General features: G+C 38.0%; 19 protein-coding genes and 2 tRNA genes. 15 read left to right on the top strand and 6 right to left on the bottom strand.

Going from position 1 to position 25666, the window contains the following annotated elements:
• Positions 1-322: 322 nt before the first annotated feature.
• The 6 genes from LW139_RS17820 (at position 323) to LW139_RS17795 (ending at position 6569) form a co-directional block, all read left to right on the top strand.
• Positions 323-1312 carry a glycosyltransferase gene (locus LW139_RS17820; RefSeq protein ID WP_247850318.1) on the top strand — a complete coding sequence of 330 codons (990 nt, stop codon included), beginning with the start codon at positions 323-325 and terminating at the stop codon, positions 1310-1312.
• A gap of 401 nt (positions 1313-1713) precedes the next feature.
• Positions 1714-3297: an ABC transporter substrate-binding protein gene (locus LW139_RS17815; protein ID WP_109408327.1), complete on the top strand. Its 1584-nt coding sequence runs from the start codon at positions 1714-1716 to the stop codon at positions 3295-3297.
• Positions 3282-4265 carry an ABC transporter permease gene (locus LW139_RS17810; RefSeq protein WP_109408326.1) on the top strand — a complete coding sequence of 328 codons (984 nt, stop codon included), beginning with the start codon at positions 3282-3284 and terminating at the stop codon, positions 4263-4265. The genes LW139_RS17815 and LW139_RS17810 overlap by 16 nt, the downstream gene beginning before the upstream one ends.
• Positions 4262-5074 (top strand): ABC transporter permease, encoded by an 813-nt coding sequence (locus LW139_RS17805; protein ID WP_166539985.1) that lies wholly within the window; start codon positions 4262-4264, stop codon positions 5072-5074. Before LW139_RS17810 ends, LW139_RS17805 begins: the two co-directional genes overlap by 4 nt.
• A complete protein-coding gene (locus LW139_RS17800; RefSeq protein WP_166539986.1) occupies positions 5068-5865 on the top strand; it encodes an ATP-binding cassette domain-containing protein in 798 nt (265 codons plus the stop codon). The genes LW139_RS17805 and LW139_RS17800 overlap by 7 nt, the downstream gene beginning before the upstream one ends.
• A gap of 59 nt (positions 5866-5924) precedes the next feature.
• Complete coding sequence (locus LW139_RS17795) at positions 5925-6569, top strand: ATP-binding cassette domain-containing protein (protein ID WP_166539987.1); 645 nt, start codon at positions 5925-5927, stop codon at positions 6567-6569.
• A gap of 78 nt (positions 6570-6647) precedes the next feature.
• Here LW139_RS17795 and LW139_RS17790 read toward each other — a convergent pair whose 3' ends face one another.
• The 4 genes from LW139_RS17790 to LW139_RS17775 all read right to left on the bottom strand — a co-directional run bounded on the left by LW139_RS17790 (position 6648) and on the right by LW139_RS17775 (position 13565).
• Positions 6648-9746, bottom strand: a complete 3099-nt coding sequence (locus LW139_RS17790) for an autotransporter domain-containing protein (RefSeq protein ID WP_247850317.1) — start codon at positions 9744-9746, stop codon at positions 6648-6650.
• Positions 9747-10219: 473 nt separating this feature from the next.
• A complete protein-coding gene (locus LW139_RS17785) occupies positions 10220-11086 on the bottom strand; it encodes a YjjW family glycine radical enzyme activase (protein ID WP_247850316.1) in 867 nt (288 codons plus the stop codon).
• A complete protein-coding gene (locus LW139_RS17780) occupies positions 11058-12599 on the bottom strand; it encodes a YjjI family glycine radical enzyme (protein WP_166540086.1) in 1542 nt (513 codons plus the stop codon). The genes LW139_RS17785 and LW139_RS17780 overlap by 29 nt, the downstream gene beginning before the upstream one ends.
• 231 nt (positions 12600-12830) lie before the next feature.
• Positions 12831-13565, bottom strand: coding sequence for a YtjB family periplasmic protein (locus LW139_RS17775; RefSeq protein ID WP_109410060.1), 735 nt, complete (start codon positions 13563-13565; stop codon positions 12831-12833).
• A gap of 109 nt (positions 13566-13674) precedes the next feature.
• Here LW139_RS17775 and serB point away from each other — a divergent pair, with 109 nt between their 5' ends.
• From serB to LW139_RS17730, 9 genes are all read left to right on the top strand, one after another.
• Entirely contained in the window at positions 13675-14652 is a 978-nt protein-coding gene (serB, locus tag LW139_RS17770; RefSeq protein WP_166540085.1) for a phosphoserine phosphatase, read from the top strand.
• Positions 14653-14689: 37 nt separating this feature from the next.
• Complete coding sequence (radA, locus tag LW139_RS17765) at positions 14690-16081, top strand: DNA repair protein RadA (protein WP_166540084.1); 1392 nt, start codon at positions 14690-14692, stop codon at positions 16079-16081.
• Positions 16082-16092: 11 nt separating this feature from the next.
• Positions 16093-17337, top strand: a complete 1245-nt coding sequence (gene nadR / locus LW139_RS17760; protein ID WP_227336072.1) for a multifunctional transcriptional regulator/nicotinamide-nucleotide adenylyltransferase/ribosylnicotinamide kinase NadR — start codon at positions 16093-16095, stop codon at positions 17335-17337.
• A 392-nt stretch (positions 17338-17729) separates the two neighbouring features.
• Positions 17730-18869, top strand: a complete 1140-nt coding sequence (locus tag LW139_RS17755; protein WP_227336071.1) for an ElyC/SanA/YdcF family protein — start codon at positions 17730-17732, stop codon at positions 18867-18869.
• 219 nt (positions 18870-19088) lie between these two features.
• Positions 19089-20618, top strand: a complete 1530-nt coding sequence (locus tag LW139_RS17750; protein ID WP_247850315.1) for an alpha/beta hydrolase-fold protein — start codon at positions 19089-19091, stop codon at positions 20616-20618.
• Positions 20619-20820: 202 nt separating this feature from the next.
• The gene (phoA, locus tag LW139_RS17745) at positions 20821-22260 is read left to right on the top strand and encodes an alkaline phosphatase (RefSeq protein WP_210813481.1); all 1440 of its coding nucleotides are present in this window, start codon (positions 20821-20823) and stop codon (positions 22258-22260) included.
• Positions 22261-22678: 418 nt separating this feature from the next.
• Complete coding sequence (locus LW139_RS17740) at positions 22679-24310, top strand: Na/Pi cotransporter family protein (RefSeq protein WP_247850314.1); 1632 nt, start codon at positions 22679-22681, stop codon at positions 24308-24310.
• Positions 24311-24312: 2 nt separating this feature from the next.
• The gene (locus LW139_RS17735; protein ID WP_166540081.1) at positions 24313-24861 is read left to right on the top strand and encodes a GNAT family N-acetyltransferase; all 549 of its coding nucleotides are present in this window, start codon (positions 24313-24315) and stop codon (positions 24859-24861) included.
• Positions 24862-25052: 191 nt separating this feature from the next.
• Positions 25053-25316 (top strand): DUF1435 family protein, encoded by a 264-nt coding sequence (locus tag LW139_RS17730; RefSeq protein WP_109410052.1) that lies wholly within the window; start codon positions 25053-25055, stop codon positions 25314-25316.
• A 64-nt stretch (positions 25317-25380) separates the two neighbouring features.
• Here the strand turns inward: LW139_RS17730 and LW139_RS17725 are convergent.
• Positions 25381-25467 (bottom strand) — tRNA-Leu (locus LW139_RS17725).
• Positions 25468-25505: 38 nt separating this feature from the next.
• Positions 25506-25592 (bottom strand) — tRNA-Leu (locus tag LW139_RS17720).
• Between the last annotated feature and the right edge of the window lie 74 nt (positions 25593-25666).

Raw genomic sequence — 25666 nt, 5'->3', positions numbered from 1 at the left:
ATGACACTTATATTACTCATTAATAAATAGCATAACGACTGATAACATGTTTTTTTTGTATAAACCTTAATTTTTCCTTTAGTAATTTCTTTTAAAAAACAATCCTGCTTAACCTTTTCTTCATCGGATATTTCAAAAGTTAACTATACTAATTCTTTATTAATAATGATTTTTACTTCGAATTAGCAGAAAAGTAACTTTTTCACTTAAGCATAACAAGAGAATAGCAAGAATAGCTCCATATTCAGCTAGGTACCTCTGCTATCCTTAAGCGGTATTTTCAGAGCAAAAGTTACCTATTACAAAGAATGAAAGGTTGATTATGTCTTCTTTTGTACCTCAATTAAGTATTGTGGTTGCCGTTTATAATGGTGAAAAATTTTTATCGCAATTTTTTAATTATTTACAAGCGCAAAAACTACAGAATTGGGAGCTTATTCTTGTTGATGATGGTTCTAAAGATAATTCCTTAAAATTACTTTATGAATGGAAAGATAAATTCCCTGATGTCACTATTTTAACCCAAGAAAACCAAGGCGTTTCTGTTGCTCGTAATACTGGTTTTCATGTTGCCCGTGGAAAATACGTTGCTTTCCCGGATATTGACGATGTTATTGATGCCAGAATGTATCCTCGGTTACTTGAAATCGCCCTTGCAGATGATTTAGATATTGCGACTTGCAATGGTAATTATGTTTATGCCGATGGACGCCCTTCACGTCCTATCTTTCCATCTAACCGATTACATTCAACGGATGTTTTAACAGGGCCACAGTGGTTAGAAATAGCATTAAACTCTAAAAAATTCTTACATGTAACTTGGTTAAATATTTATCGACGTGATTTTTTACTTGCTCATGGTTATTATTTTGAGCCAGGCTTACATCATCAAGATATTCCATGGACAACGGAGGTATTATTAACTGCCGAACGTGTTAAATATATTGATGAGCGTTATTACGACTATCTTATTCACTCTGAATCAGTTTCTCATGCAACGCCTAATGATACTATTCATGTTCGAACTATTCATAATTACATGAAAATATTAGAGATGCTTGATGCTATTAATCAAAAGCATAAGGATGTCGCTAAAAATATTAATGCATGTTATTGGCAAATCGCAAAAGAAGGTTTGGGAATTATTCACTCAATCGGTTCTATTCAATCTATTGAGGTTAAAAAACAAATAGTTAAAGAGTTTTTTGATAGAGGAATTTGGACACTTATCTGGCAGAATGCGAAAGATTTCAGATTACGTTGGCGTTTAGGTAGGCGTTATTTTAAATTAAAGAAAATATTAAACTCATAATCATAAAAAGGCACAATAATGTGCCTTTTTATTTTTAATGCATATTAAATAAAATGAAATAATTTAATTTCGTTAAAAAGTCACTTTATTTAGTTTTGCGCTCACTGATAAATTCAATGATAAATATATAACTTATTTATTATAAAAATACTGTGCACTTGCTAGAAGTTTGCCATAATGAGTAATGCTGCTTAATAAAAGTTTATGTAAAATCAATAAACTGTCGGATATTATTCGAGTAGTTGGATGAAAAATTTTATTATGGTGCCACTGATTTATTCTTTATCTGCAATAATTGTAGAGCATCGTAATTATCATTGTTATTTATCTTATTTCAGCCTCTTCTCTAATGGGATTAGAGACTGGTGATAAGTCGTATCTAAAAAATCGGAGAATGTTTTATGTCTATTCGGTTTGGTTGGCGGCAATCATTAGTAACTTTAACTTGCTTAGCCGCACTAAGCGTTCCTTTTGCAACATCTGCTCAAACGTTAAAACTGGCTATTGGTGAAGAGCCAACAGAAGGTTTTGACCCAATGTTGGGGTGGAGCCATGGTAGCTATTTACTTCTTCATAGCCCATTGTTAAAGCAAAATGCGGATCTCTCTTGGTATAGCAATATGTTAAGCGACTACCAGCCAAGTGAAGATGGTAAAACATGGAAATTAACATTAAAACCTGATTTAAAATTCTCGGATGGCTTGCCACTAACGGCAAAAGATATTGTGTTTACCTATAACAATGCGGCTGCAAGTGGCGGTAAAGTAGATATGGGAAATTTTCTTTCTGCAAAAGCAGATGACGATTTACATGTCACTATTACCTTAAAAGCACCACAGAGTACGTTTGTTAATGTATTAGGCTCGTTAGGTATTGTCTCTGCTGATAAGTATGATGAAAAAACCTATGCACAAAAACCAATTGGTGCAGGTCCTTATCGCATGGTCAGTTTCCAACCGGGTCAGCAATTAATTGTTGAAGCTAACCCTTATTATGCGGGGCAGAAAAACGATTTTGAAAAGCTCATTTTTGTTTTTCTTGATGAAGATGCGGCCTTTGCTGCGGCTCAAAGCGGGCAATTAGGCATCGTTCGTATTCCACCAGCAACAGCGGCTATTGCTAAAAATTTACCTAATACAAAATTATGGGAAAGGCCGAGTGTTGAAAATCGCGGTATTGTTTTTCCAATGGTAAAATCAGGTGAGAAGAACGCACAAGGCTATGATATTGGTAATGATATCACGGCTGATATCGCTATCCGTAAAGCCATAAATTATGCTCTTGATCGTAAATTGCTGTCAGAACAAGTCCTTGATGGTTATGCAGTTCCCGCTTATACCGGTGTAAAAGGACTACCTTGGGATCAAACTGAGGCAGCATTTAAAGATGGTGATGTTGAAAAGGCAAAACAAATTCTTGAAGATGCAGGTTGGAAACTCAACAAAAATGGTATTCGTGAAAAAGACGGTTTAGAAGCTAAATTAACCTTGTGGTATACCAGTGGTGATGCGACACGTCGCGATTTAGCAGAATCAGTTCGTGCGTTAGTACAGCCTCTTGGTATTCAAATGGATCTTAAATCAGGAAGTTGGGATACGGTAGAGCGTTATATGCACTCAAATCCAACTTTATTTGGTTGGGGAAGTCTTGATCCTATGGAGTTATATCATCACTACAGCGAAAATGCGGCAGGTGTTGGTTATTATAATCCAGGTTATTACAAAAACGCTGAAGTTGAAAAACACCTACAAGCTGCACTTGATGCTCATACATGGCAAGAAGCCGTTCCTCATTGGAAAGCTGTTGAGTGGGATGGTAAAAATGGCGTTGGTGTTAAAGGTGACGCAGCTTGGGCTTGGCTGATGAATGTGCAACATACTTATCTAACTAACCCTTGTGTTGATCTGGGTACAGGAACACCTGAAATCCATGGTTCATGGTCATTATTAAATAGCGTAGATACTTGGAAGTGGACTTGTCAGTAATACGTCAAAGTGCAGGTTTTTTCCTGCGATTACTCTGCCTGCTGTTGGTGACAACAGCGGGTGTTTTTATTTTATTAAGTTTTTCACCGATTGATCCCATTAAGGCCTATATCGGTAGTGATCTCCTGAATGTTCCCCCTGAGCAATACCCTTTAATCGCAGCTCGTTGGGGAATTGATCAGCCTTTATGGATGCGATTTTGGCTCTGGTTTAGTCAAATTATCCAAGGGGATTTTGGCTATTCCATGCTGTATAACATGCCTGTTATTGATGTTATTCGTGAGCGTGCCGGACCTTCCTTTATTTTACTTTCTTCCGCGTGGGTGTTTTCAGGCGTTATTGGTGTTGTGATGGGATTAGTGGCTGGCCGATACCTTAATCGTTGGCCCGATAGAATTATTTCTACACTCTCTTATTTGTTAGCCTCTTTACCGACATTCTGGGTAGGATTACTGCTGTTATCACTGTTTTCTGTCACTTTGCACTGGGCACCAATTTGTTGCGCATGGCCGATGGGAAGTAGTGCTGAAACAGCAACATTAAGCCAACGTTTTTCTCATCTTATTTTACCTATGATTGCTCTTGGATTATTAGGTACAGGAAATATCGCACTGCATACTCGAGCGAAAGTTGCTGAAGTGATGGGAAGTGAGTTTATTCATTTTGCTAAGGCTCAAGGTGATAAAGGTTGGGCTATGATGCTATTTCATGTTCTACGTCATGCCATAACGCCTGCACTTTGCTTACAGTTTGCATCAATTGGTGAATTACTTGGTGGCTCACTTTTGGCTGAAAAAGTATTTGCTTATCCAGGCTTAGGGCAAGCAACGGTCGATGCAGGATTACGAGGTGATATTCCTCTCTTAATGGGGATTGTTGTTTTCAGCACTATTTTGATTTTCTTTGGTAATAGTATTTCTAACATATTATTAAGACGTATTAATAAAGGAATTTTACGAGACTCATGATTTACGATCCGAACAAGCCTTTGCTACGACTTTTGTTAGTCACCCTCGCGTTAATTGGGTTAGTTGCATATGGTTTTTCTGTTTCTCATACTGATATCGTAATGGACTTTTTGGCGAGAAATCAGGCGCCGTCAGATCAATATTGGTTCGGTACTGATAATTTAGGGCGTTCTTTGTGGTTGCGTTGTTTTCAAGGAATGTTAAGCAGTTTAAATATTGGTGTGACAAGTGCGATTGTTAGTGGTGCTATCGCTCTGATTTTCGCGGGTATTTCGTCAATTAATCGTTATTGTGATTTCTTTGTTAGAGGTATTGTTGATGCGCTTTTAGCATTACCTCATTTATTACTATTGATTTTGATTTGTTTTACCTTAGGTGGTGGGCAACAAGGAGTGATTTGGGCTGTGGCATTAACTCATTGGCCTAAGCTTGCGTTGATTTTACGTGGTGAAATTCAACGTATTCGAGAGGCGGATTACGTCATGCTATCACGTCGTATTGGCAATTCACCTTTTGAATGTGTAAAAAAACACTATATTCCCATGTTATTACCGCAGTGGATTGTAGGAACGCTATTGATGTTTCCTCATGCAGTATTACATAGCGCAGCGTTAAGTTTTTTAGGTTTTGGACAAGCGGCTCATGAACCTTCTTTAGGTTTATTACTATCTGATGCATTACGTTATTTAAGTACAGGCTCTTGGTGGATGGTAGTGTTTCCGGGATTGATTTTGATGTGCTTGGTCTTGATTTTCGATCAATTTGCTAAGGCAATGCAACAACTGTGGTTAAGAGGGGCAGGATGTTAAGTTTTGAACAGCTTTCCATTGATATTGCACAATTTCGTTGGTTGGGAAAACGAAATTGGCAACCGTTGCTAAAATCAATTTCTTTGGATATTAAACCAGGAAAAATGTTGGCATTAGTGGGGGGAAGTGGCGAAGGTAAAAGTTTATTACTTCAAAGCGCTTTAGGACTTTTGCCTGCCAATATGCGCGTTCGTGGTGCGATTAAATTGAATGGGCATACACTAAGTGAACGGGAGCTTATTGCTTATCGAGGAAATACTTTTTGCTATATTCCTCAGGGAGTGACTGCACTTAATCCTTTAATTTGTATCGGTGAACAGTTAAGTCGCTCTGCGCATTTGAGTGGTGCTGAAGTTACATCAGATGATATTGTGCAGCAATTAGGGCTTTATCATCTCTCTGGCTCATTGATAAAAACCTATCCAGCAAAATTATCTGGTGGGATGGCAAAACGTGTATTGGCCTGTAATGCAACACTCTCTAATGCACAATATATTTTGGCTGATGAAATCACCTCGTGGCTGGATGATGAACATGCTTGTTTGTTATTAGGGCATTTAAGAGAGTTATGTAATCAAGGTAAATCAGTACTTTGGGTTACACATGATTTGGCCTTAGCCGCAAGGTTTGCGGATACGATAGCAGTGCTTAATCAGGGTGAAGTTAACGAAGTTATTCCTGCTAATGTGCTTAATCGTCATGAAGGTAGTGAGTGGTTGAAGACTCTCTGGAACGCATTACCTGAACAACAATTTATAAATACAAAAGAAGCATCACTTAATCCATTATAATATTGAGTTCTTAAGTTTTATTTTTATACATTTCATTTGTTATTTTGGGAGTTATCTTTATGCCACTTTTAGAGTTAAAACAATTATCTGTGGAGCAAGCAGGTAAGGTGTTATGGCAAGATCTCTCCTTTTCGTTAGATGCGGGAGAGCGACTCGGTATTTCAGCGCCAAGCGGTACAGGAAAAACGACATTAGGTCGTGTTCTAGCGCAGTGGCAAGCATCAACTCAAGGTTCAATTCTTGTTAATGGTAAACCATTATCTAACAAGGGTTATTGCCCTATTCAATTAGTCCCTCAGCATCCTGATAAATGTTTTAATCCGTTTAGAACAACAGGAGATAGTGTTCGTGATGCTTGGTCGCCAGATAAAGATTGGTTTGAAAAATTAAGAATAAAATCAGAATGGTTAACACGTAGACCTAATGAACTATCTGGCGGAGAATTGGCACGTATTGCGTTATTACGTGCGTTAGATCCTCGTACTCAAATATTGATTGCAGATGAAGTCACGGCACAATTAGATGCGAAAATTCAAGCTGATATTTGGCAAGTATTGATCGATGAAAGTCAGAAGCGTCCTTTAAGTTTGATTATTTTTAGCCACAATAAAGCACTACTTGAAAAAGTATCGACGAAGGTGTGGTGGGTTAATGAAGAAAAAAATAATTCTACTATTTTAAATTTGAATTCTTCAATCAGCTAATAAAAAAAGAGCTTCCTATATTTTTATAGGAAGCCAAATAATACAGCTAAAATTAACCTCAAACAAAACAATAAGGAATTAGAAGCGATAAGTGTAGTCAATACCAAATTGCATATCGTGATTACGATATGTAGTCATTTCCCAATTTGCTTTAGTACCAATAGATGAGTGTTTATCAACTTGATACGTTAATCCAATATGAACAAATGGACGTTGTTTTAACTGTTTTTTATTTTCTAAATAATCAATTTTTTGTTGACCTAAATAGTCAATATGGCTACGGAAGTCGCCTTGATAATGTGATAAGTTCCACAGTAATCCTGCTTTTGTATTAAGTATGAAAGAGGAACCTAATAAATGATCCATACCCAATCCTATTTTGGCTAATAATGAATGCGTTTTGAGGGCATCATAGTGTGCTGCAAATTGGGCATTTTGAGTTTCACTATAAGCTGAACGTGAGATTTGATTAAAAGTAAGTCCTACAAATGGTGTAAGCATAAATTCATTTGATATGGCATATGGATAAGAGCCTTGTAAATCAATGTGATAACCAGATATTTTAGTGTTGCCTTTACCTGATTCAGTATCTGCTAATGCTTGTCTTTCAATAGAAACTTTACGATTTAAATAAGCACCTTTTAATGACAGATGTAATGCGTTGTTATTTAACTCAGCATTGAGTGATGGTATTAAATCTAGGCTAAAACCAATTAAAGGTAATGCATAACTTTGATATTGATAGCCTTTAGGTAATGAAGAAGAGATATCTGTATCAATGGCAAGCCCTACAACTAATGGAATATGATTAATATCAAAACGATAAGCAGCGCTAATACCGGTTTGCGTTGCATTGGCTTTACTCACGCGTTGATGATGTGCAAAGCCACTAATACAGGCTTTTTCAGTACCAACAGAACAGGTTGCAGAAGCTAAATAACGCAGTTGCCCTTGTTGCATATCCATAAACTTATAACCGTTTTCAGCCATTAATTGCATTGATTTATAGGTATTTTCAATATCAATAGGTTTACTAATAACAATGGATGGTTTTGTTTTTTCTTTTTCAGCTTGGGCTTCTTGTTGTTTGGTGATTTCCGCTAAGCGTTCTTTCTCTGCTTGGGCTTTGTCCGCTTGCTCTTTGGCTAGACGCTCTTGCTCCGCTTTGATTTTATCAGCTTGCTCTTTAGCTAGGTGCTCTCGTTCAGCATTGGCTTTGTCCGCTTGCTCTTTAGCTAGGTGCTCTCGTTCAGCATTGGCTTTGTCCGCTTGCTCTTTGGCTAGGCGCTCTCGTTCAGCATTGGCTTTGTCCGCTTGCTCTTTGGCTAGACGCTCTTGCTCCGCTTTGATTTTATCAGCTTGCTCTTTGGCTAGGCGCTCTCGTTCAGCATTGGCTTTGTCCGCTTGCTCTTTAGCTAGGCGCTCTCGTTCAGCATTGGCTTTGTCCGCTTGCTCTTTAGCTAGGCGCTCTCGTTCAGCATTGGCTTTGTCCGCTTGCTCTTTGGCTAGGCGCTCTTGCTCCGCTTTGGCTTTGTCCGCTTGCTCTTTAGCTAGGCGCTCTTGCTCCGCTTTGGCTTTGTCCGCTTGCTCTTTGGCTAGGCGCTCTCGTTCAGCTTTGGCTTTGTCCGCTTGCTCTTTAGCTAGGCGCTCTCGTTCAGCATTGGCTTTGTCCGCTTGCTCTTTAGCTAGGCGCTCTCGTTCAGCATTGGCTTTGTCCGCTTGCTCTTTAGCTAGGCGCTCTCGTTCAGCTTTGGCTTTGTCCGCTTGCTCTTTAGCTAGGCGCTCTCGTTCAGCTTTGACTTTGTCCGCTTGCTCTTTGGCTAGACGCTCTCGTTCAGCATTGGCTTTGTCCGCTTGCTCTTTAGCTAGGCGCTCTCGTTCAGCATTGGCTTTGTCCGCTTGCTCTTTGGCTAGGCGCTCTCGTTCAGCATTGGCTTTATCAATAAGGTTATTTTTTTTATCTGCAATTTGTTGTTTTTCAGCATTGAAAGATTTATCACTGAGTTGAGCATTTATCCAGATAACTTGGCGCCAATTATTATATTTATCAGTAGATAGCCCATAAATAATTCTTCCATCATCTGTAATGGCATGTGCTTCCGAATCTTTACCGTTACTAAGTGTTCCTAAATCATGCATTGTATTATTAAAATAAACAAAGCCATGACGGTGGAACATGATAAAGGCTGGCACTGGTTTTAACTTAGCATTATCGGGAATTGTATCATTGTTGTAATTGTCGGTTTCAGACCACCCTACGATATATTTACCATCAGCCGAAATATCATTTGCTTTTGCATTCCTAAATCGATTTTCATTTGGTTTCTGTGAAAGATTACCAATATTAATAAGACTATCTTGTGATAAATCATAGAGTATCGCTTGGCTAAAAAGTGAGGAAGAGACCTTAACATGAGTTGGTAGCTCAATGTGATAATCATCATGCCAAACTTCTTCCCAACCAACACTATAGTTTCCATCTCTGGAAATATCAGTTAGTTTTGACGAGCCAAACTCGGATCGATTAATTTCTCTGATAGGGCCATCATTTGTAGTAACAAAAGCAGTTCTAGGATACTTACCATCATTGAGTTGTTTTTTAGAAATGTCTCGGTTGAGCTGACCAATAAACACTCGACCATTATCACTGATTTTTTGAATATCAATATTTCGTCTTTTTATACCAGAAAAGAATGGATATTCAGTTATTGATAAAAGTAGAATATTCTTTTCAGGGTGGTCTGGTAAATAATTATTAATATTATCAACAGATAAAAGGAGACTCTCTTTTTTATTTATATCATATATAAATTTTTTATTTTCATTATTAATAGGATTGTATAAAATAAAATTACCATCTTTTGTTAAATGTTTAATTTTTATATTTTTTTCTAAAATAGTAAATGTATTATTCATTGTGTTGTATGAAAAAGCATAACACTCAGATTGTCCTCGACAGTTATTATTCTCTACCGACAAATTTTCTTCTTTAATTATTTTATCTAATATGGACTTGGATTTTGTTGCATAACCGACAACGATTATACCATCTTCAGAGATCCGCTCTAGATAAATGGTATCTAATTGTTTATCACTCTCTTTATTTATTTTATTTTGAGTTTTACCGCCATCTGTACTAATAAATAGCTCACTTGGTAAAAAAGATTCATCAAACACTTTTATTTTTCTGATGTCATAACTAGGTATTTCCACTCTTATTATGCTGTTATAATCATCTGCTACAATGTTATATTTATCAATTGTATGTTGATTTATAGCTGTATACACAGATACACTACCAAATGGAGTAAATAAGTATTGATTATAATTATTATTGTCTACGATTTTACCTTGATTATGTTTGAAATGATTATGTTTTTTATCTCGAAGGTGATCATAATACGTTGCATAACTCAACATGCTAAATGGTTTATAGATTGAATGACCTATATCTTCTATATTATAATTTCCATAAGAATTAATAGGAAATATATATACTGAGCACAATATCAATAATATTGAATTATATTTTATCTTCATTGTTGGTATCCATAAGAGAGTTTTTACAGGAGGTTAACTTCTGTATTAATTAAAGTCAATTGGATAAAATAAAATGAATATAATATATAATGGTTTTAAATTTATTATTATCACAAGTAAGTGTTGGGTGTGTTAATTAAATTAACAGTTCTAAGTTCTAATTCATTTTTTAGAGTGATAATTTCTTCTTCGCATGCTGAACGCCAAATACTGGCTACACCATAAACACCATGTTGATGAAATGCATTAATACGAATCAATACAGATTCACTAAATGAATTAATAAACTGAGAAAGTAATTCGATATTCTCTAAATAGTCGGTTTTTTCTGGAATATATAAAAGGCGTAATTCCGTAAGTAGATTATTATTAGCTAACCATATGATTGATTCTTTAATACGCTGATTACCTCGGCCAGTTAAATAAATATGAGTCTCTTCATCCCAACTTTTTAAATCGATCATCGCACCATCCATAAAGGGGGCGATTTTTTGCCAGCCATTAAGAGAAAGAGTGCCATTACTGTCGATTAAACAACTAAGGTGTTTAAGATCAGGTGCTTCTTTGATTGCTTTAAAATAATCAATTAAAAAAGGCAGTTGTAACGTGGATTCACCACCGCTTACTGTTATGCCATTAATAAAGGCTGCATATTTGCGTGTAATAGCCATTAGTTCATCAACAGTATAGGTTAATGTCATCGGGCTTGATTGTCGTGGGCACTGCTGAATACAGGTGTCACATTGTTCACAACTGGTACTGTTCCAACTTATGGCACCATTTTGTAATGAAAGTGCTTGCTGTGGGCAAGCCGGAATGCAGTCACCACAATTATCACAGATCCCTATGGTGTAGGGATTGTGACAATTTTTACAGCGCAGATTACACCCTTGTAGGAAGATGGCCAGACGATTGCCTGGGCCATCTACACAAGAAAAGGGCAATATCTTATTTATCGAAACGCATCTGCTGTTCATGACTAATAACTCGTGGTTTACGTTCAGCGATATGACAGTTTGCTGTGGCTTCATCACCTAACCAAGTGGTATTAAGGCGGGAGCCTTCTTCTTTGTATTTGTTTAAATCCGATAAACGCACCATATAGCCTGTAACACGAACGAGGTCATTACCACCTACATTGGCAGTAAATTCTCTTAATCCTGAAGAAAATGCCCCTAAGCAGAGTTGCATTAGGGCATCAGGATTTTGTTTGATGGTTTCATCAACCGTTAAAATATCGCTAATTCCTGAGGTATAAAATTGATGGTGAGGAGCAACCGTCATTAAATGGGTAACAGGGTCTGGCTCTTTACCATAAGGAATGCGAGTCGCAGGGGTTGTGCCAATATCAGAGCTAATGCCCGATTGAGCATGTAACATTGAGCGATGCTTCCAACCATATTTAACCGGTGTATCAGCGACAAATTGTGCTAATTTTTCGCTGATCATATAGCTAAGTTTGTTGGCAGATCCATTATCACCATAAGCAGCTTGCTTGCCTTCTTTTTCGAGTAGAAGTGCTACGGCTTCTGCCATGGCGTAAATACCAAACATTGGCGCAAAACGATCAGGTGAGATTAATCCTTCTTCAACTAAGAAACTCTGTTTAAAGAAGTTAGATTTTTCATAGAGAAACTCACAACGGGCATCGATGATCTCAATCTGTTTTTGCATATAAAAAGGCAATACATTATCAAGAAAATCGCGACTATCTTGGCTACGCTGTGCAACCTCTTTAAGATTTATACGCACTAAGGTGCTACCACCACCACTTTGAGGCAGAGAGTTATAACAACTCACAATGCCATATTCATCTTTACCAAATACCGCATCTTGCAAGGTACCATTAGCAATATGAGGTTTGCTACTGTGGCAAATATTAGTAATGGCTTGGTGAAGTAAATCTGTTGGTGTTGAATTCGCATCATAAATAAATGTGAGATTAGGTGCGACTTGTTGAAGCTCAACATCCACTTTAAGAATTAAACGTGTAAGAACAGAGTCTTCTGGACCAATATTGGCGTGCATAAAAGCATCTGGTAGCGTTCTATCAAGATAACGCCAGAAGCGTTTTAATTTAGGGTAAAGCTGTTCTTCGGTTAACTCGCCGACATAAGGCAGTAAAATTTTATCAATACGTCCTAAATAAACAGGCATAGAGGTTACAGAAGGAACATGATGATAAAGGATAGTCAGCATGTTTAAGGCATCGTCAAAATCTTGCGCAGGTTCGAGTTCTAAATAACGAGAACCTTGTGCTAAAAACTTCGCGTAATCAGGTAAAACATAACGAGGTTTATAAGGGGCGTGACCTTCATACATATCACAGATAACCCGTTCATTAAGCGCTTTAGCTGCATCATCAGGAAGTGACGGATAAGGCAACATATTTTCAGCTTCTAACGCCAGAAAATGACGTTTTTGTTCCGGGGAAAGGGTTGGATTTTCTACGATTTGTTGACAACGTTGGATAACAGATTGTTCAGTCATAACCACCTCAGTACTCAAAGAGCCAGAAAAAGATTTAAAACTTATCTTTTTAGGTTAATGACTTGGTCAGAATTTACCGTGACTTTAAACAAAACCCCTTTAAAGATTAAGGAAATAGCACGAAAATACGCATAAATTAGATATATCTAATTTATAGTTAATTAGATATAAAAAATGAGTTTAGTTAATGATCCACTAAACTCACTAAGTAATTCGTTAAAGAATAAGAATTTATGTTTTATCTATTTTATTATCAGTGTCGTTATTTTCCTCTTTGACACTCTCTTTTGATTCATTTTCTTCATTATTTTCATCTTCACTGTCTTCATCTTCCTCTTTTTCAGTACGAGGCGGTAAATTAGCCGTTAATAAATAGGGCGATTGTTGCCAATGAACGGGGGTTAACTGAAGCAGGTTATGAGAAAGTAAAAAGCCAATGGCGAGCGCAACTAATAGCATCACACGTAATAAATTTGTTGTGTTATCGACTTGGCTTGATTCAGTGACCAACTGGTGAGTATCTAATGTTAGCCTTAAAAATCCCTTCGGTTTATCTTTGCCCGGTACGGGAACAACAAGTTGGTGATTAAAAGAACCACCACTCTTTTGTCCTTCTAGCGCTAATCGCTCTTTAACAGTGACATTTTCACCACTATGCGCTATTTGTGTACCATCTTCTAAATAAAGGCTGGCATCAAGCACCCGACTATTGTGAGTTAGATGATTTAAATTAGCCATAATGAGGGGATTTACGTTATCTTTGCTACTGTCATCCAGATAAGTGGATAAAGAGAACGCAACTTGTTCTGCCAGCGTTTTTGCAAGCTCTTCAAACTGGGTAATTCGGGCATGCTGATTAGCACGGCTAAAATAAGACGCGCCCTGCATAAGAAATGCCAATAGTGCGATACAAATCAGTATAATCGCCGTTTTTTGTAGTTTGAATTTTAGTTTGTCTTTAAGCATGTTCATCCTTTTGCGTAAGCAAGTATGTGCATGTTGCCAGATGAGTCAGAGATAGAATAGGCTGAATAACGATTATTTTGTTCAGACAGGGGAAAACAGGAGAATAAGTATGTCAAATAGTCTGACCTATTGCTATTTACCGGATGAAATCCGTAAATGGCCAGGTCTGCCGTTATCACTCAGTGGTGAAGAGGTAATGCCACTAGATTACCGCGCTGGTGATAGTGGGTGGTTACTTTATGGACGTGAACTTGATAAGAAAAGAATAAGTGAGTTCCAACATAAATTAGGTGTGGCAATCGTAGTGGTTTCTTCATGGCGTATTGATGATTACCAAGTTGTGCGTATTGCAGGTAGCCTAACCCGTAGAATTCGCCGTTTATCTGATGAATGTGGCCTAGATGTCGTTCCACTAGGTGAAATTCCTCGCTTGCGTTCTCCTGGGCTTTTAGTGATGGATATGGACTCAACGGCTATTCAAATTGAGTGTATTGATGAAATCGCCAAACTTGCGGGAGTGGGTGATAAAGTTGCGGCAATAACAGAACGCGCTATGCAAGGTGAAATGGATTTTAGCGAAAGCTTAAAACTCCGTGTTGCTGAACTTAAAGGAGCCGACGCTTCTATTTTGCAAAAAGTGATGGATGATTTGCCTCTTATGCCGGGGTTAACGAGCTTAGTGCGCAAACTTCAGGCGATGGATTGGCATATTGCTATTGCATCAGGCGGCTTTACTTATTTTGCAGACAACCTAAAACAAAAATTACGCTTAGTGTCTGCTGTTGCTAATCATCTTGAAATTAAAGATGGCAAGCTAACAGGTAAAGTCAAAGGCACTATTGTTGATGCAAAATATAAAGCACAAGTGCTTGCGCGTTTAGCCAAAGATTTAGAGATCCCAATGGAGCAAACTATTGCCATTGGTGATGGCGCAAACGATCTTAAAATGTTGAGAAAGGCAGGACTGGGCATTGCCTATCATGCAAAACCAAAAGTGTATGCTCAGGCAAAAGTGGCTATTCGTCATGCCGATTTAATGGGTGTGATGTGTATTTTAAGTGGTGGTTTAAAACACGAAGAGCGTTAAACACGTTTTTTAGAATTGTTATCGTAGGGAGAGAAGTGTGGCAAAAGCAGCAAAAAGAGCCTTTGTATGTAATGAATGTGGTGCAGATTATCCTCGCTGGCAAGGGCAATGCTCGGCTTGCCATGCGTGGAATACAATTACAGAAATTCGTCTTGCTGCCACCTCTTCCTCCCGTAATGAACGCTTTAGTGGCTTTGCGGGGGATGCTAAAGGTGTTAGTCGTGTTCAAAAGTTATCGGAAATTAGCCTTGAAGCATTACCCCGATTCTCCACAGGATTTAAAGAGTTTGACCGAGTATTAGGTGGTGGCGTTGTTCCCGGAAGTGCCATTTTAATCGGGGGAAGTCCCGGCGCAGGTAAGAGTACTTTATTACTACAGACTATGTGCCGTTTAGCTACTGAAATGAAAACGCTGTATGTCACGGGTGAAGAGTCGCTACAACAAGTCGCTATGCGCGCTCATCGATTAGGTTTACCGACAGCAGAACTGAATATGTTGTCAGAAACCAGCATTGAGCAAATCTGTTTAATTGCTTCACAAGAAAAGCCTAAATTGATGGTGATTGACTCTATTCAAGTGATGCATATGGCGGATATTCAATCTTCACCGGGCAGTGTTGCTCAAGTACGTGAAACGGCCGCTTATCTGACTCGTTTTGCTAAAACCAATGATGTTGCCATTATTATGGTAGGTCATGTAACAAAAGATGGCACCTTAGCTGGGCCGAAAGTGCTAGAACACTGTATTGACTGCTCTGTTATGCTTGATGGCGAAACAGACTCTCGTTTTCGTACCTTACGTAGCCATAAAAATCGTTTTGGTGCCGTTAATGAATTGGGTGTCTTTGCAATGACAGAGCAAGGATTGCGAGAAGTGAGTAATCCTTCTGCTATCTTTTTAAGTCGAGGAGATGAGATCACATCAGGCAGTTCTGTGATGGTGGTATGGGAAGGAACAAGGCCTTTATTGGTTGAGATCCAAGCATTAGTTGATCACTCGATGCTATCAAATCCACGCCGTGTGGCTGTGGGGTTAGAGCAAAATCGCCTTGCTATTCTACTTGCAGTTTTACACCGCCATGGCGGATTACAAATGTCTGATCAGGACGTTTTTGTCAATGTGGTAGGAGGGGTTAAAGTCACAGAAACCAGTGCTGATTTAGCCTTGTTATTATCATTAGTATCGAGTTTTCGTAATCGTCCTTTACCACGTGATTTAGTGATATTTGGTGAAGTCGGCCTTGCGGGAGAAATTCGACCTGTACCGAGTGGGCAAGAGCGTATTGCAGAAGCAGCAAAACATGGTTTTAAACGAGCCATTGTACCGAGTGCAAATATGCCAAAGAAAAATCCACCGGATATGAAAGTGTATGGTGTGAAAAAACTGTCAGATGCATTATCTGTTCTTGATGATTTAGAAGACTTCTAAAGGAGCTAATTATGGGACCTTTTGATTATATCAAACAGGCTATCAGAAAAAATGGATACACCTTACAACACGTTGCTGATGAAAGTGATATGACAAAAGGCTATCTTAGCCAATTGATTAATAATAAAATCAAGAGCCCCAGTGCGCAAAAAATGTCGGCATTACATCAATTCTTGGGGTTAGAATATCCAGTCAAAAAGAAAACAATTGGTGTTATTTTTGGTAAATTTTATCCTCTTCACACAGGGCATATCTATTTAATTCAACGTGCTTGTAGCCAAGTTGATGAACTACATGTGATCCTCTGTCATGACGAACCTCGCGATAAGAACCTATTTATCAATAGTGCGATGTCACAGCAACCAACTGTCAGTGATAGATTACGCTGGTTATTGCAAACTTTTAAATATCAAAAAAATATTCGTATTCATGAATTTGATGAGCATGGTATTGAGCCACAACCTCATGGTTGGGAAATGTGGAGTGAAGGGATCAAAACCTTTTTGCGTGAAAAACAAATTTCACCTGATTTTATCTATACCAGTGAACGTGATGATGCGGATCAATATAATGCTTTCTTGGGTATTGAAACGATATTGATTGATCCAGAACGCTCATTTATGAATATCAGTGGTAGTCAAATTCGCCAAGCACCTTTTAAATATTGGGAATATATTCCAACAGAAGTTAAACCCTTCTTTGTGCGCACCGTGGCTATTTTAGGCGGTGAATCTAGCGGTAAATCAACATTGGTCAATAAGCTTGCCAATATCTTCAATACAACCAGTGCATGGGAGTATGGTCGCGATTATGTTTTCTCTCATTTAGGTGGAGACGAGATGGCATTACAATATTCGGACTACGATAAAATTGCATTGGGACATGCTCAATATATTGATTTTGCTGTTAAATATGCCAATAAAGTGGCTTTTATTGATACGGATTTTGTCACTACTCAGGCATTTTGTTTACGTTATGAAGGTAAAGAACACCCTTTCGTACAAGCACTTATTGATGAGTACCGTTTTGATTTAGTGATTGTTTTAGAAAATAACACGCCATGGGTAGCGGATGGTTTACGCAGTTTAGGCAGTGATAAAGATCGTCGACTCTTCCAAACTTTACTGATGGAAATGCTAGATAAAAACAATATTGAGTATATCAAAGTTAACTCACCTGATTATGATGAGCGCTTCTTAAGTTGCGTTGAATTAGTCAGAGAATTATTGATGATGCAATCAAAGCATATTGAGTAAATACATAAATATAAAACGCCTTAAGGGGCGTTTTATATTTAAGGATAAAAATAATCACAGATCTCAAAACTCAAAACTCAACACTTTCCTCTCAGAGTAATTCCCTTTTATTTATTATTCTTTGCCACTGATGCACTATCAGAACAAAATCACTTACCAAAAGATAAAAATATATAAAAAAATCTGTCAAATAAGCTATCTACGTAATAATGCTATTTTTTTCAATAAGGTGAAAAAGGTTACTGAAAATTAATGTAGGGATCTCTATTATAGATAACAGGTATAGATTTATCGGTGTGTATTTCTTTTGCCATTAGGTGTGAGGAGTCACACTCTCTATCTTCATTCGTTCAAGTGAAGAAGCAGACTATTTTTCGTAAAAGGACAAGATAATGGCGCAACCTTCCCGTGTTTCACTTCATATCAAGAAAACAGTCATTTCGTTAGCGATTGCCGCTTTAGGTTTTACCGTCTCATCAACTGCATTGGCTTATCAAAAAGTTCATCAACCAGATAATAGCTATCAGCAGTATGTCTCACAGCGCCAAACGGTTGATAGTTTGATCCAAGATGCGTTAGATGCCTTTAAATCTCCGGCACGAGTGTCAGATGCAGGATTTACGGGAAAATTGCCATCAAATATGGAAATAGTGGCACAAAAACTGCAACAAGCTTATAAATTAGAACCTTACCGTCTCGATTTATTATTTAGCACCGCGAGTGCTTATATCTATAACAATGATGTTCCTCGCGCGATTACTATTTATAAACAGATTTTAGAAGCAGCACCTGATGATATTGACGCGCTAATTTATGTCACTTCATGGACTCGTTTTGAAGGAAAAGATAAAGAGAGCGAAGCATATTTCAATAAATTGAAATCATTAAATCCAGCTAAAGCTGAAGAGATTAGTCGCTTTTTTGCAGAGATTGATCGCGTAAGTAAAATGCCTTTAAGTGATAAATTGACACCGGCAGATTTGGCAAAACTAAATAAAACCAAAGATAACAACGCGATTGTGACATTGGGTTATGCTTTAAATCCCGATGGCACAATGAATAAGATTTTAATTGAACGTTTAAATAAAACTTTAGAAGTGGCTAAACAATTACCTGAAGCTATGATTGTCGTTACGGGGGGCGTGCCAAAAGCACATCAAACGGAAGGCAAATTAATGGCGGATTGGTTGGTGAAAAACGGTATTGCACCAGAGCGTATTTTCCAAGAAAACTATGCCCGTACAACCGTCGAAAATGCATTATTTAGCCGTTATGCTTTAACCAAACATCGTATTAAAACAGCCGTTATTATTAGCTCTGGTAGTCATGTTCGTCGTGCCGATGCGATTTTCACGCTTGCAAGCTGGCAAAGTGGCCCAAGTGACATTACTTATTTAACCGTTGTTGCACCAGATAAGCCATTAGCTGAATTACAAAAGGCAAGTAAATCAGATATACAAGGCATTTATCGTGATGGCTTAAAAGCATTAGGGCTATGGAGTTTCCGTAGCTATCCACTAGAAGAGCGTTAATGGGAGCGTTTTAACGTTAATTAGTTTAGAAAGGAAATCTCCTCAATAACCAAAATGATTGGGGAGGTTTTTATTATTTTTTACTGAGGCACTAAATTTATTATAAATTTGTACACGCTTAATTTTTATTGAATTGATAACAGTTATCATTACTATTGATTCTCACAATAGTTAATAATGAGAAATAAAGTGAGAATTCCTCTGATGATATGCGCATTGATGGCCTCTTTTCCCAGCTTTGCAAGTTGCTTAGCAGTAACTGAAAATAAAGAAATGACAGGTCAGTTTGATAACAACAATACGTTGTGTTTTACCGCTCATTTAGAAAGCCAACGTTATGTTGAATTAAACGTAAAAGGGATACAAAACTTACGGTTAGAGACACAAAACGGCACTCATATTCGTAGTTTGTTAAAGGATATTCCCGCTGATGGACAACAGAAAGTACGCTTTCTATTACCTAAAACGGCAAATTATCAATTAGTTGCACAAGGTGAAGCTAAAAAGCAGTGGCAATTCATGCTAACAACACAACCTTATCAACCGTTAGATAAAAATGCTGGTATTGCACCAACTAGCCCTCGTTTACAAACGCTCGCTAAACAACTTGATCAAAAAAATATTCAGGCATTTTGGCAACAAATACGCCAAGAAGGGGCTCCTCTGATTGAGCCTTATGATCATGATAAAAAGCGAGTCACCTTTCTATGGCAAGGTGCCAAAAAGAATGTTTATTTATTGGGATCACCTGATGGTAATCATGATCCGTTAACGAATTTAGCGAATAGTGATATTTGGTATCGCAGTTATATCGTGCCTAACGACACATTAATGCAATATAAATTAGCGCCTGATGTACCTGTTATTGAAAACTCAGAGCCTTTTGAACAACGTCGTGCGATTTTAACCACGGCACAAGCCGATCCGTTTAATTCCCAAAATTCACCAAGTCAATCTGAGGATATCTATAATCACTTTTCTTTATTGTCGTTAGACAGTAGGCGTGAATGCAAATTGCCTGATATTCTTGATAGAACAATGAAAGGCAAGACAGAGATTGTTCGCTTTCACAGTGAGATCTTAAATAATGATCGTGAAATAGCACTTTACCTGCCAGCCCAAAAAATGGAAACACCACGGATCCTCGTATTATTTGATGGTCAAACTTATCGTCGCCAATATGGTATTGATAAGTTTTTTGATACACAGATCGAGGAAGGAAAATTGGCACCGATGATGATCCTATTTGTTGATAGTATTGATAGTGATCGCCGTAGTGTTGAATTACCACCAAATCCTGATTTTTATCGTTTCTTGGCTGATGAATTATTTGTTTGGCTAGAAAAAGAGAAAGGTATTCACATATCAGGAGAAGAAACGATTGTATCAGGCTCAAGTTATGGTGGATTAGCGTCTTCATGGGTCGCATTTAATCGCCCTGATCGCTTTGGTAAAGTGCTGAGTATGTCTGGCTCTTATTGGTGGGCGCCTGAAAATGAAGAGCCTGAATGGCTTATTCGACAATTTGAGCAAGCAGATAAAAAACCATTACAGTTTTTCTTAGAAGCAGGGCTATTTGAAAGTCGTGGTGATAAAGGAGGAATTTTAAATAATAATCGCCACTTGAAACAGGTTTTAGAACAAAAAGGCTATCCTGTTCAATCACTCGAAATGGCCAGTGGGCATGATTATATTTCTTGGTGTGAAACACTGTATTTGGGCGCAAAAGCATTAACACAAGAAAATTAATATTTTTAAATCCGATCTCAATACAAGAGAAGCTTATACATGAGAATACATTGTATAAGCTTCTTTTTTGTCACCAACTTGTCATAAAGCTGTCATCAAAATCGCTTTTACTCTTCATTTCTTTGTCATTTAACTGCCGTAAGCTTTTTCTGACTTAAAACATTAACCCTGTTTTTTTACTTTAGAGTGCAAGGAAAAAGCTATGTCTCATCGTTACCAACGTTCTATTTTATCCGTTATTGTAACAACGCTATTGGCTGGTGCGAGTTTCTCTTCTTTTGCAGCTCCCGTTGCTGCTGATGCAATTTTGGCTCAAGATCGCGCAGCAAAAGGTAATATCACGGAATTTGGTGGTGCTCGCCGTATGACTCAAGATCAAACTGAGGCATTAAAAGCAGCTTTAAATAATAACCAAGCGAAAAATGTGATCCTCTTTATTGGTGATGGCATGGGGGATTCTGAAATCACTGTTGCACGTAACTACGCTGAAGGTGCGGGCGGGTTTTTTAAAGGCATTGATGCGTTACCGATGACGGGTCAATACACACACTATTCATTAGATAGAAAAACACAAAAACCTAACTATGTAACAGATTCGGCAGCCTCAGCAACAGCATGGGCTTCTGGTGTGAAAACTTATAATGGTGCATTAGGGATTGATGTATTTGGTAAGGATCACCAAACCATTTTGGAATTAGCAAAAGCCAATGGAAAGGCAACAGGGAACGTGACTACATCTGAAATTCAAGATGCGACACCTGCCGCACTATTTTCTCATGTCACTGGACGTAAATGTTATGGTCCCGTTGAAACCTTAGAAAAATGCTCAACTAATGCATTAGAAAATGGCGGCAAAGGTTCTATCTCTGAGCAATTATTAGTGACTCGTGCAGACGTTACATTGGGGGGCGGTGCAAAAAGTTTCGCTCAAACCGCCGCTGTGGGGGAATACAAAGGTAAAACGTTAGAGCAACAAGCTATTGAGCGTGGTTATCAAATCGTCAAAGATGCAAAATCGTTAGACGCAATTACTTTGGCAAATCAGGATAAACCGGTATTAGGTTTATTCCATGAAGGTAATATGGCTGTTGCGTGGGAAGGTCCTAAAGCGGTTTATCATGGCAATATCAATAATCCACCATTAGAGTGCAAACCTAACTCTAAACTCGATCCTAATGCGCCAACATTGGCACAAATGACTAAAAAAGCGATCGATTTACTGAAAACTAATGAAAACGGTTTCTTCTTACAAGTTGAAAGTGCCTCTATTGATAAGCAAGATCATAATGCTAATCCTTGTGGACAAATAGGTGAAACTGTTGCGTTAGATGAAGCTGTACAGATCGGTTTAGATTTTGCTAAACAAAACGGTGATACGTTGATTATTGTCACCGCTGACCATGCGCATTCAAGCCAGATTATTGAAGCGGATGTGAAATCAAGTGGCTTAACACAAGCGCTTATCACTAAAGATGGCGCAGTTATGGTGGTGAATTACGGTAACTCGGAAGAAGAATCTCAAGAGCATACTGGTGCGCAATTGCGTGTGGCTGCTTATGGTCCGCATGCGGCTAATGTGGTTGGATTAACTGACCAAACAGACTTATTCTTCACAATGCGTGATGCAATGGGTCTGAAATAAATTTAAATTAATACTGTAGTCTGTCTGAACTTGTAGTCGAATTGCCTTACTAAATTGTTGTATTTTTGCGCGACTCAGAGAGATACCCTCTAGTCGCGTTTTTTTATTAAAAATAAATATAAGAAAATAAAATGATAATAAATCAATAGGTTATTTATAGTCTGATTTTGAAAATTACACATTCTCTGTTATAATCAACAGAATTTACAAATATATCTATGTAATATTCTCAACTTCTCCATTGATTATTGCACTTAAGTTGCAATATCTTTTTATCTAATAACACTCTACGTTATTTAGGTATTACCAATAAAAATCTTTTCTCAGATGTATTATCTGCTCATGGTCTTTCTCTTTTTATGAGATTGAAGGAGAACAGAGTCAAACAAACAACGATAAAAATAAGGTTATTATTTCTATGCTGACACTGCTTCATTTACTCTCATCAGTCGCGCTTCTTGTCTGGGGAACACATATTGTTCGTACAGGGATCATGCGTGTCTTTGGCTCTGATTTGCGCCGCATTTTAGGTAAAAGTATTAATAAAAAATCCAACGCTTTCCTTGCGGGGGTTGGGGTAACGGCATTAGTCCAGAGCAGTAATGCAACGGCACTTTTGGTTATCTCTTTTGTGACGCAAGGACTTATTTCGATTACACCTGCACTTGTTATTATGTTAGGTGCGGATGTAGGTACGGCACTTATGGCACGAGTGCTGACGTTTGATCTCTCTTGGTTATCTCCACTTCTTATTCTTATTGGGGTCATTACTTTTTTAAGTCGTAAAAAAGAGCGAGTTGGGCAACTTGGGCGTGTAGGGATTGGTCTTGGTTTAATTATTCTCGCTTTGCAACTTATCGTGACATCCGCAGAGCCAATTACTCATGCGAGTGCGGTACAAGCTATCTTTATATCATTAAGTGGGGACACTGTTTTAGCTCTCTTAGTGGGCGCTTTGTTTGCCATGGTGAGTTATTCAAGCCTTGCTGCAGTGTTATTAACTGCGACATTAAGTGCAACAGGGTTAATGCCTTTGTATATCAGCTTATGCATTGTGATTGGTTCTAATATTGGTAGTGGTTTACTGGCATTAATGAGTAGCCGAGGACAAAATGTTGTTTCTCGCCAAGTTGTATTAGGAAGTCTATTTTTTAAATTGATTGGTGCATTTCTGGTTTTACCTTGGATAACCTTAATTGCGAATAAAATTCAGCAATACGGTTTTTCTCCAGCAGAAGTCGTTATCTATTTTCATGTTATCTATAATCTTGCACGCTGTGTATTGATGATCCCTTTTGTCGGCATAATGGCAAAATTATGTCAGAGACTTATTCCGGAATTACCAGTCGCAGGATCTGAAGTTGCGCCTCGTTATTTGGATCAATCTGCTATTGATACACCATCTTTAGCTATCGCTAATGCGGTTAGAGAATCACTACGATTAGGTGATGTTGTAGAACAAATGTTGCAACGTTTTATTGCATTAATGGAAGGTGATCGTCAGCAGAAAAGGGAAATTAGTCAGTTAGAAGAAGAGGTTGAATTGCTTCATAGCAGTATTAAATTGTACATGGCGCAAATTCAACAGCATGATCTGGGCACTGAAGATTCTCGACGTTGGGCCGAAATTATTGATACAGCGATGAATTTACAACAATCATCCGCTATTATTGCACGCATGTCAGTTGAAGTGGTGAGTAAAGGTTTAAATCATCACTTATTTTTATCGGAGGAAGGGCGTCGTGAATTACAGACACTCCTTGAGCGTCTGCAAAGTAATCTGAATCTGGCGATGTCGGTATTTGTTTCCGGCAACATGGAACATGCTCGTAAGTTACGTCGAGCAAAACATCGTTTCCGTTTACTCAACCAACGTTACTCGTTTGCACATGTAGAACGTCTTCATTTGCATAATATGCAAAGCATTGAAACTAGTTCTCTGCATACCAGTTTGCTTGGTGATATGAAACGGTTGAATTCCTTATTCTGTGCGGTGGCTTACCACGCACTAGAACGAAGTGAATCATCATCAGAACAGGTTAATCTTTAATAATGAAAAATGTTATTCGTCAATTAACACGAAATGAAATTCCACAAGTTTGGGAAATCGATAGAACTGAGCTTATTGAAAAACTATATGTATTAAAAGAAGGAAAGTTGCTTTTATCAGAGCAACGCTTTGATATGAAAGGTTGGCCAGAAGGTGAAACGGAACATTACACCCCTGTTTTACTTGAAAGCTTTGATCGAGGAGCGCCTTTTTGGGGCGTTTTTGAGCGTGATCGATTGGTCGCAGCGGCAAGTGTTGATCCGAAAAAGCGCGGTAAAAATGGTAGTCTACTTCAACTCTCTTTTTTACATGTTAGCCACCAGCAACGTGGGCAAGGTTTAGCACGAATACTCTTTGACTATTGCGTGAAATATGCGAAGGAAAACGGTGCGGATGGATTATATATCTCATCAACACCATCTGAAAATAGTGTGAATTTTTATCAGCATCTAGGGTGCCGCTTAATTGATATTCCTGATCCTGAACTTTATGAAAGAGAGCCAGAAGATATTCATTTGGTCTTTTATTTTATAAAGTCAAATAACGCATAATTTCGTTTATTAATAACATGATAAAATCAAACGCCTTTTCGTGAGAATGAGAAGGCGTTTTTTATATTGTAGAAAACGCTTTAACCCTTTAAAAATTAAGGATATAGAGAGTTTTTTTTCTTTATATAAGTTGATTTAGTACCGGTGTTATATATAATAATGAAAATCATTATCATTAATGGTGAGTTATTATGGCTAAATCAACACGTTTATCTCCAGTCACTTCTTGGACATCTCGTATCAGTTTATGGGAAATGTTAGCTGTTTCTTCTTTACTTACCGTCATTATGCACTCTATTGCTGGAACATCTGCATTTACGTTAGTTTTAGTTGTTTCAATGCTGCTATCAACATTGATGTTATTCCATAAGAAATTGCAGATGTGGGTGATGATCCCTGCTGGAGTTGTGTTGACTTATAGTTTAATGACACTGTTAGCCACATATTATGGATAATGAATAGAAAGCAATAAAGGATTATTAACTGGGGGTTAACAAAGGAAAAGAAAGGTTAATTGAGTGGTGCGAAGAGGGGGACTTGAACCCCCACGTCCGTAAGAACACTAACACCTGAAGCTAGCGCGTCTACCAATTCCGCCATCCTCGCAGTCTTACTCAATTATTTAGCTCTACAAAAAGTGTGTTTGGTGCGAAAAGGGGGACTTGAACCCCCACGTCCGTAAGGACACTAACACCTGAAGCTAGCGCGTCTACCAATTCCGCCACCCTCGCAATCTAAACATTATCTTTGTAGATAGGAGGCGAATTTTAGGCCTTTTATTTTTGGCGTCAATTATTTTTTATCA

It is taken from the genome of Proteus vulgaris (assembly GCF_023100685.1).
Lineage (GTDB): Bacteria > Pseudomonadota > Gammaproteobacteria > Enterobacterales > Enterobacteriaceae > Proteus.
The sequence above is the reverse complement of the archived record's forward strand: the minus strand, read 5'-3'. Positions and strand labels throughout refer to the sequence as shown.

What these genes read in the sequence shown, in the direction of transcription:
- LW139_RS17795 (WP_166539987.1), top strand. Translation starts at nt 5,925, where the DNA reads ATGCCACTTTTAGAGTTAAAACAATTATCTGTGGAGCAAGCAGGTAAG.
- serB (WP_166540085.1), top strand. Translation starts at nt 13,675, where the DNA reads ATGTCAAATAGTCTGACCTATTGCTATTTACCGGATGAAATCCGTAAA.
- LW139_RS17730 (WP_109410052.1), top strand. Translation starts at nt 25,053, where the DNA reads ATGGCTAAATCAACACGTTTATCTCCAGTCACTTCTTGGACATCTCGT.
- LW139_RS17785 (WP_247850316.1), bottom strand. Translation starts at nt 11,086, where the DNA reads ATGAACAGCAGATGCGTTTCGATAAATAAGATATTGCCCTTTTCTTGT.
- LW139_RS17780 (WP_166540086.1), bottom strand. Translation starts at nt 12,599, where the DNA reads ATGACTGAACAATCTGTTATCCAACGTTGTCAACAAATCGTAGAAAAT.
- LW139_RS17805 (WP_166539985.1), top strand. Translation starts at nt 4,262, where the DNA reads ATGATTTACGATCCGAACAAGCCTTTGCTACGACTTTTGTTAGTCACC.
- nadR (WP_227336072.1), top strand. Translation starts at nt 16,093, where the DNA reads ATGGGACCTTTTGATTATATCAAACAGGCTATCAGAAAAAATGGATAC.
- LW139_RS17800 (WP_166539986.1), top strand. Translation starts at nt 5,068, where the DNA reads ATGTTAAGTTTTGAACAGCTTTCCATTGATATTGCACAATTTCGTTGG.
- LW139_RS17820 (WP_247850318.1), top strand. Translation starts at nt 323, where the DNA reads ATGTCTTCTTTTGTACCTCAATTAAGTATTGTGGTTGCCGTTTATAAT.
- LW139_RS17755 (WP_227336071.1), top strand. Translation starts at nt 17,730, where the DNA reads ATGGCGCAACCTTCCCGTGTTTCACTTCATATCAAGAAAACAGTCATT.
- LW139_RS17775 (WP_109410060.1), bottom strand. Translation starts at nt 13,565, where the DNA reads ATGCTTAAAGACAAACTAAAATTCAAACTACAAAAAACGGCGATTATA.
- LW139_RS17815 (WP_109408327.1), top strand. Translation starts at nt 1,714, where the DNA reads ATGTCTATTCGGTTTGGTTGGCGGCAATCATTAGTAACTTTAACTTGC.
- phoA (WP_210813481.1), top strand. Translation starts at nt 20,821, where the DNA reads ATGTCTCATCGTTACCAACGTTCTATTTTATCCGTTATTGTAACAACG.
- LW139_RS17735 (WP_166540081.1), top strand. Translation starts at nt 24,313, where the DNA reads ATGAAAAATGTTATTCGTCAATTAACACGAAATGAAATTCCACAAGTT.
- LW139_RS17740 (WP_247850314.1), top strand. Translation starts at nt 22,679, where the DNA reads ATGCTGACACTGCTTCATTTACTCTCATCAGTCGCGCTTCTTGTCTGG.
- LW139_RS17750 (WP_247850315.1), top strand. Translation starts at nt 19,089, where the DNA reads ATGGCCTCTTTTCCCAGCTTTGCAAGTTGCTTAGCAGTAACTGAAAAT.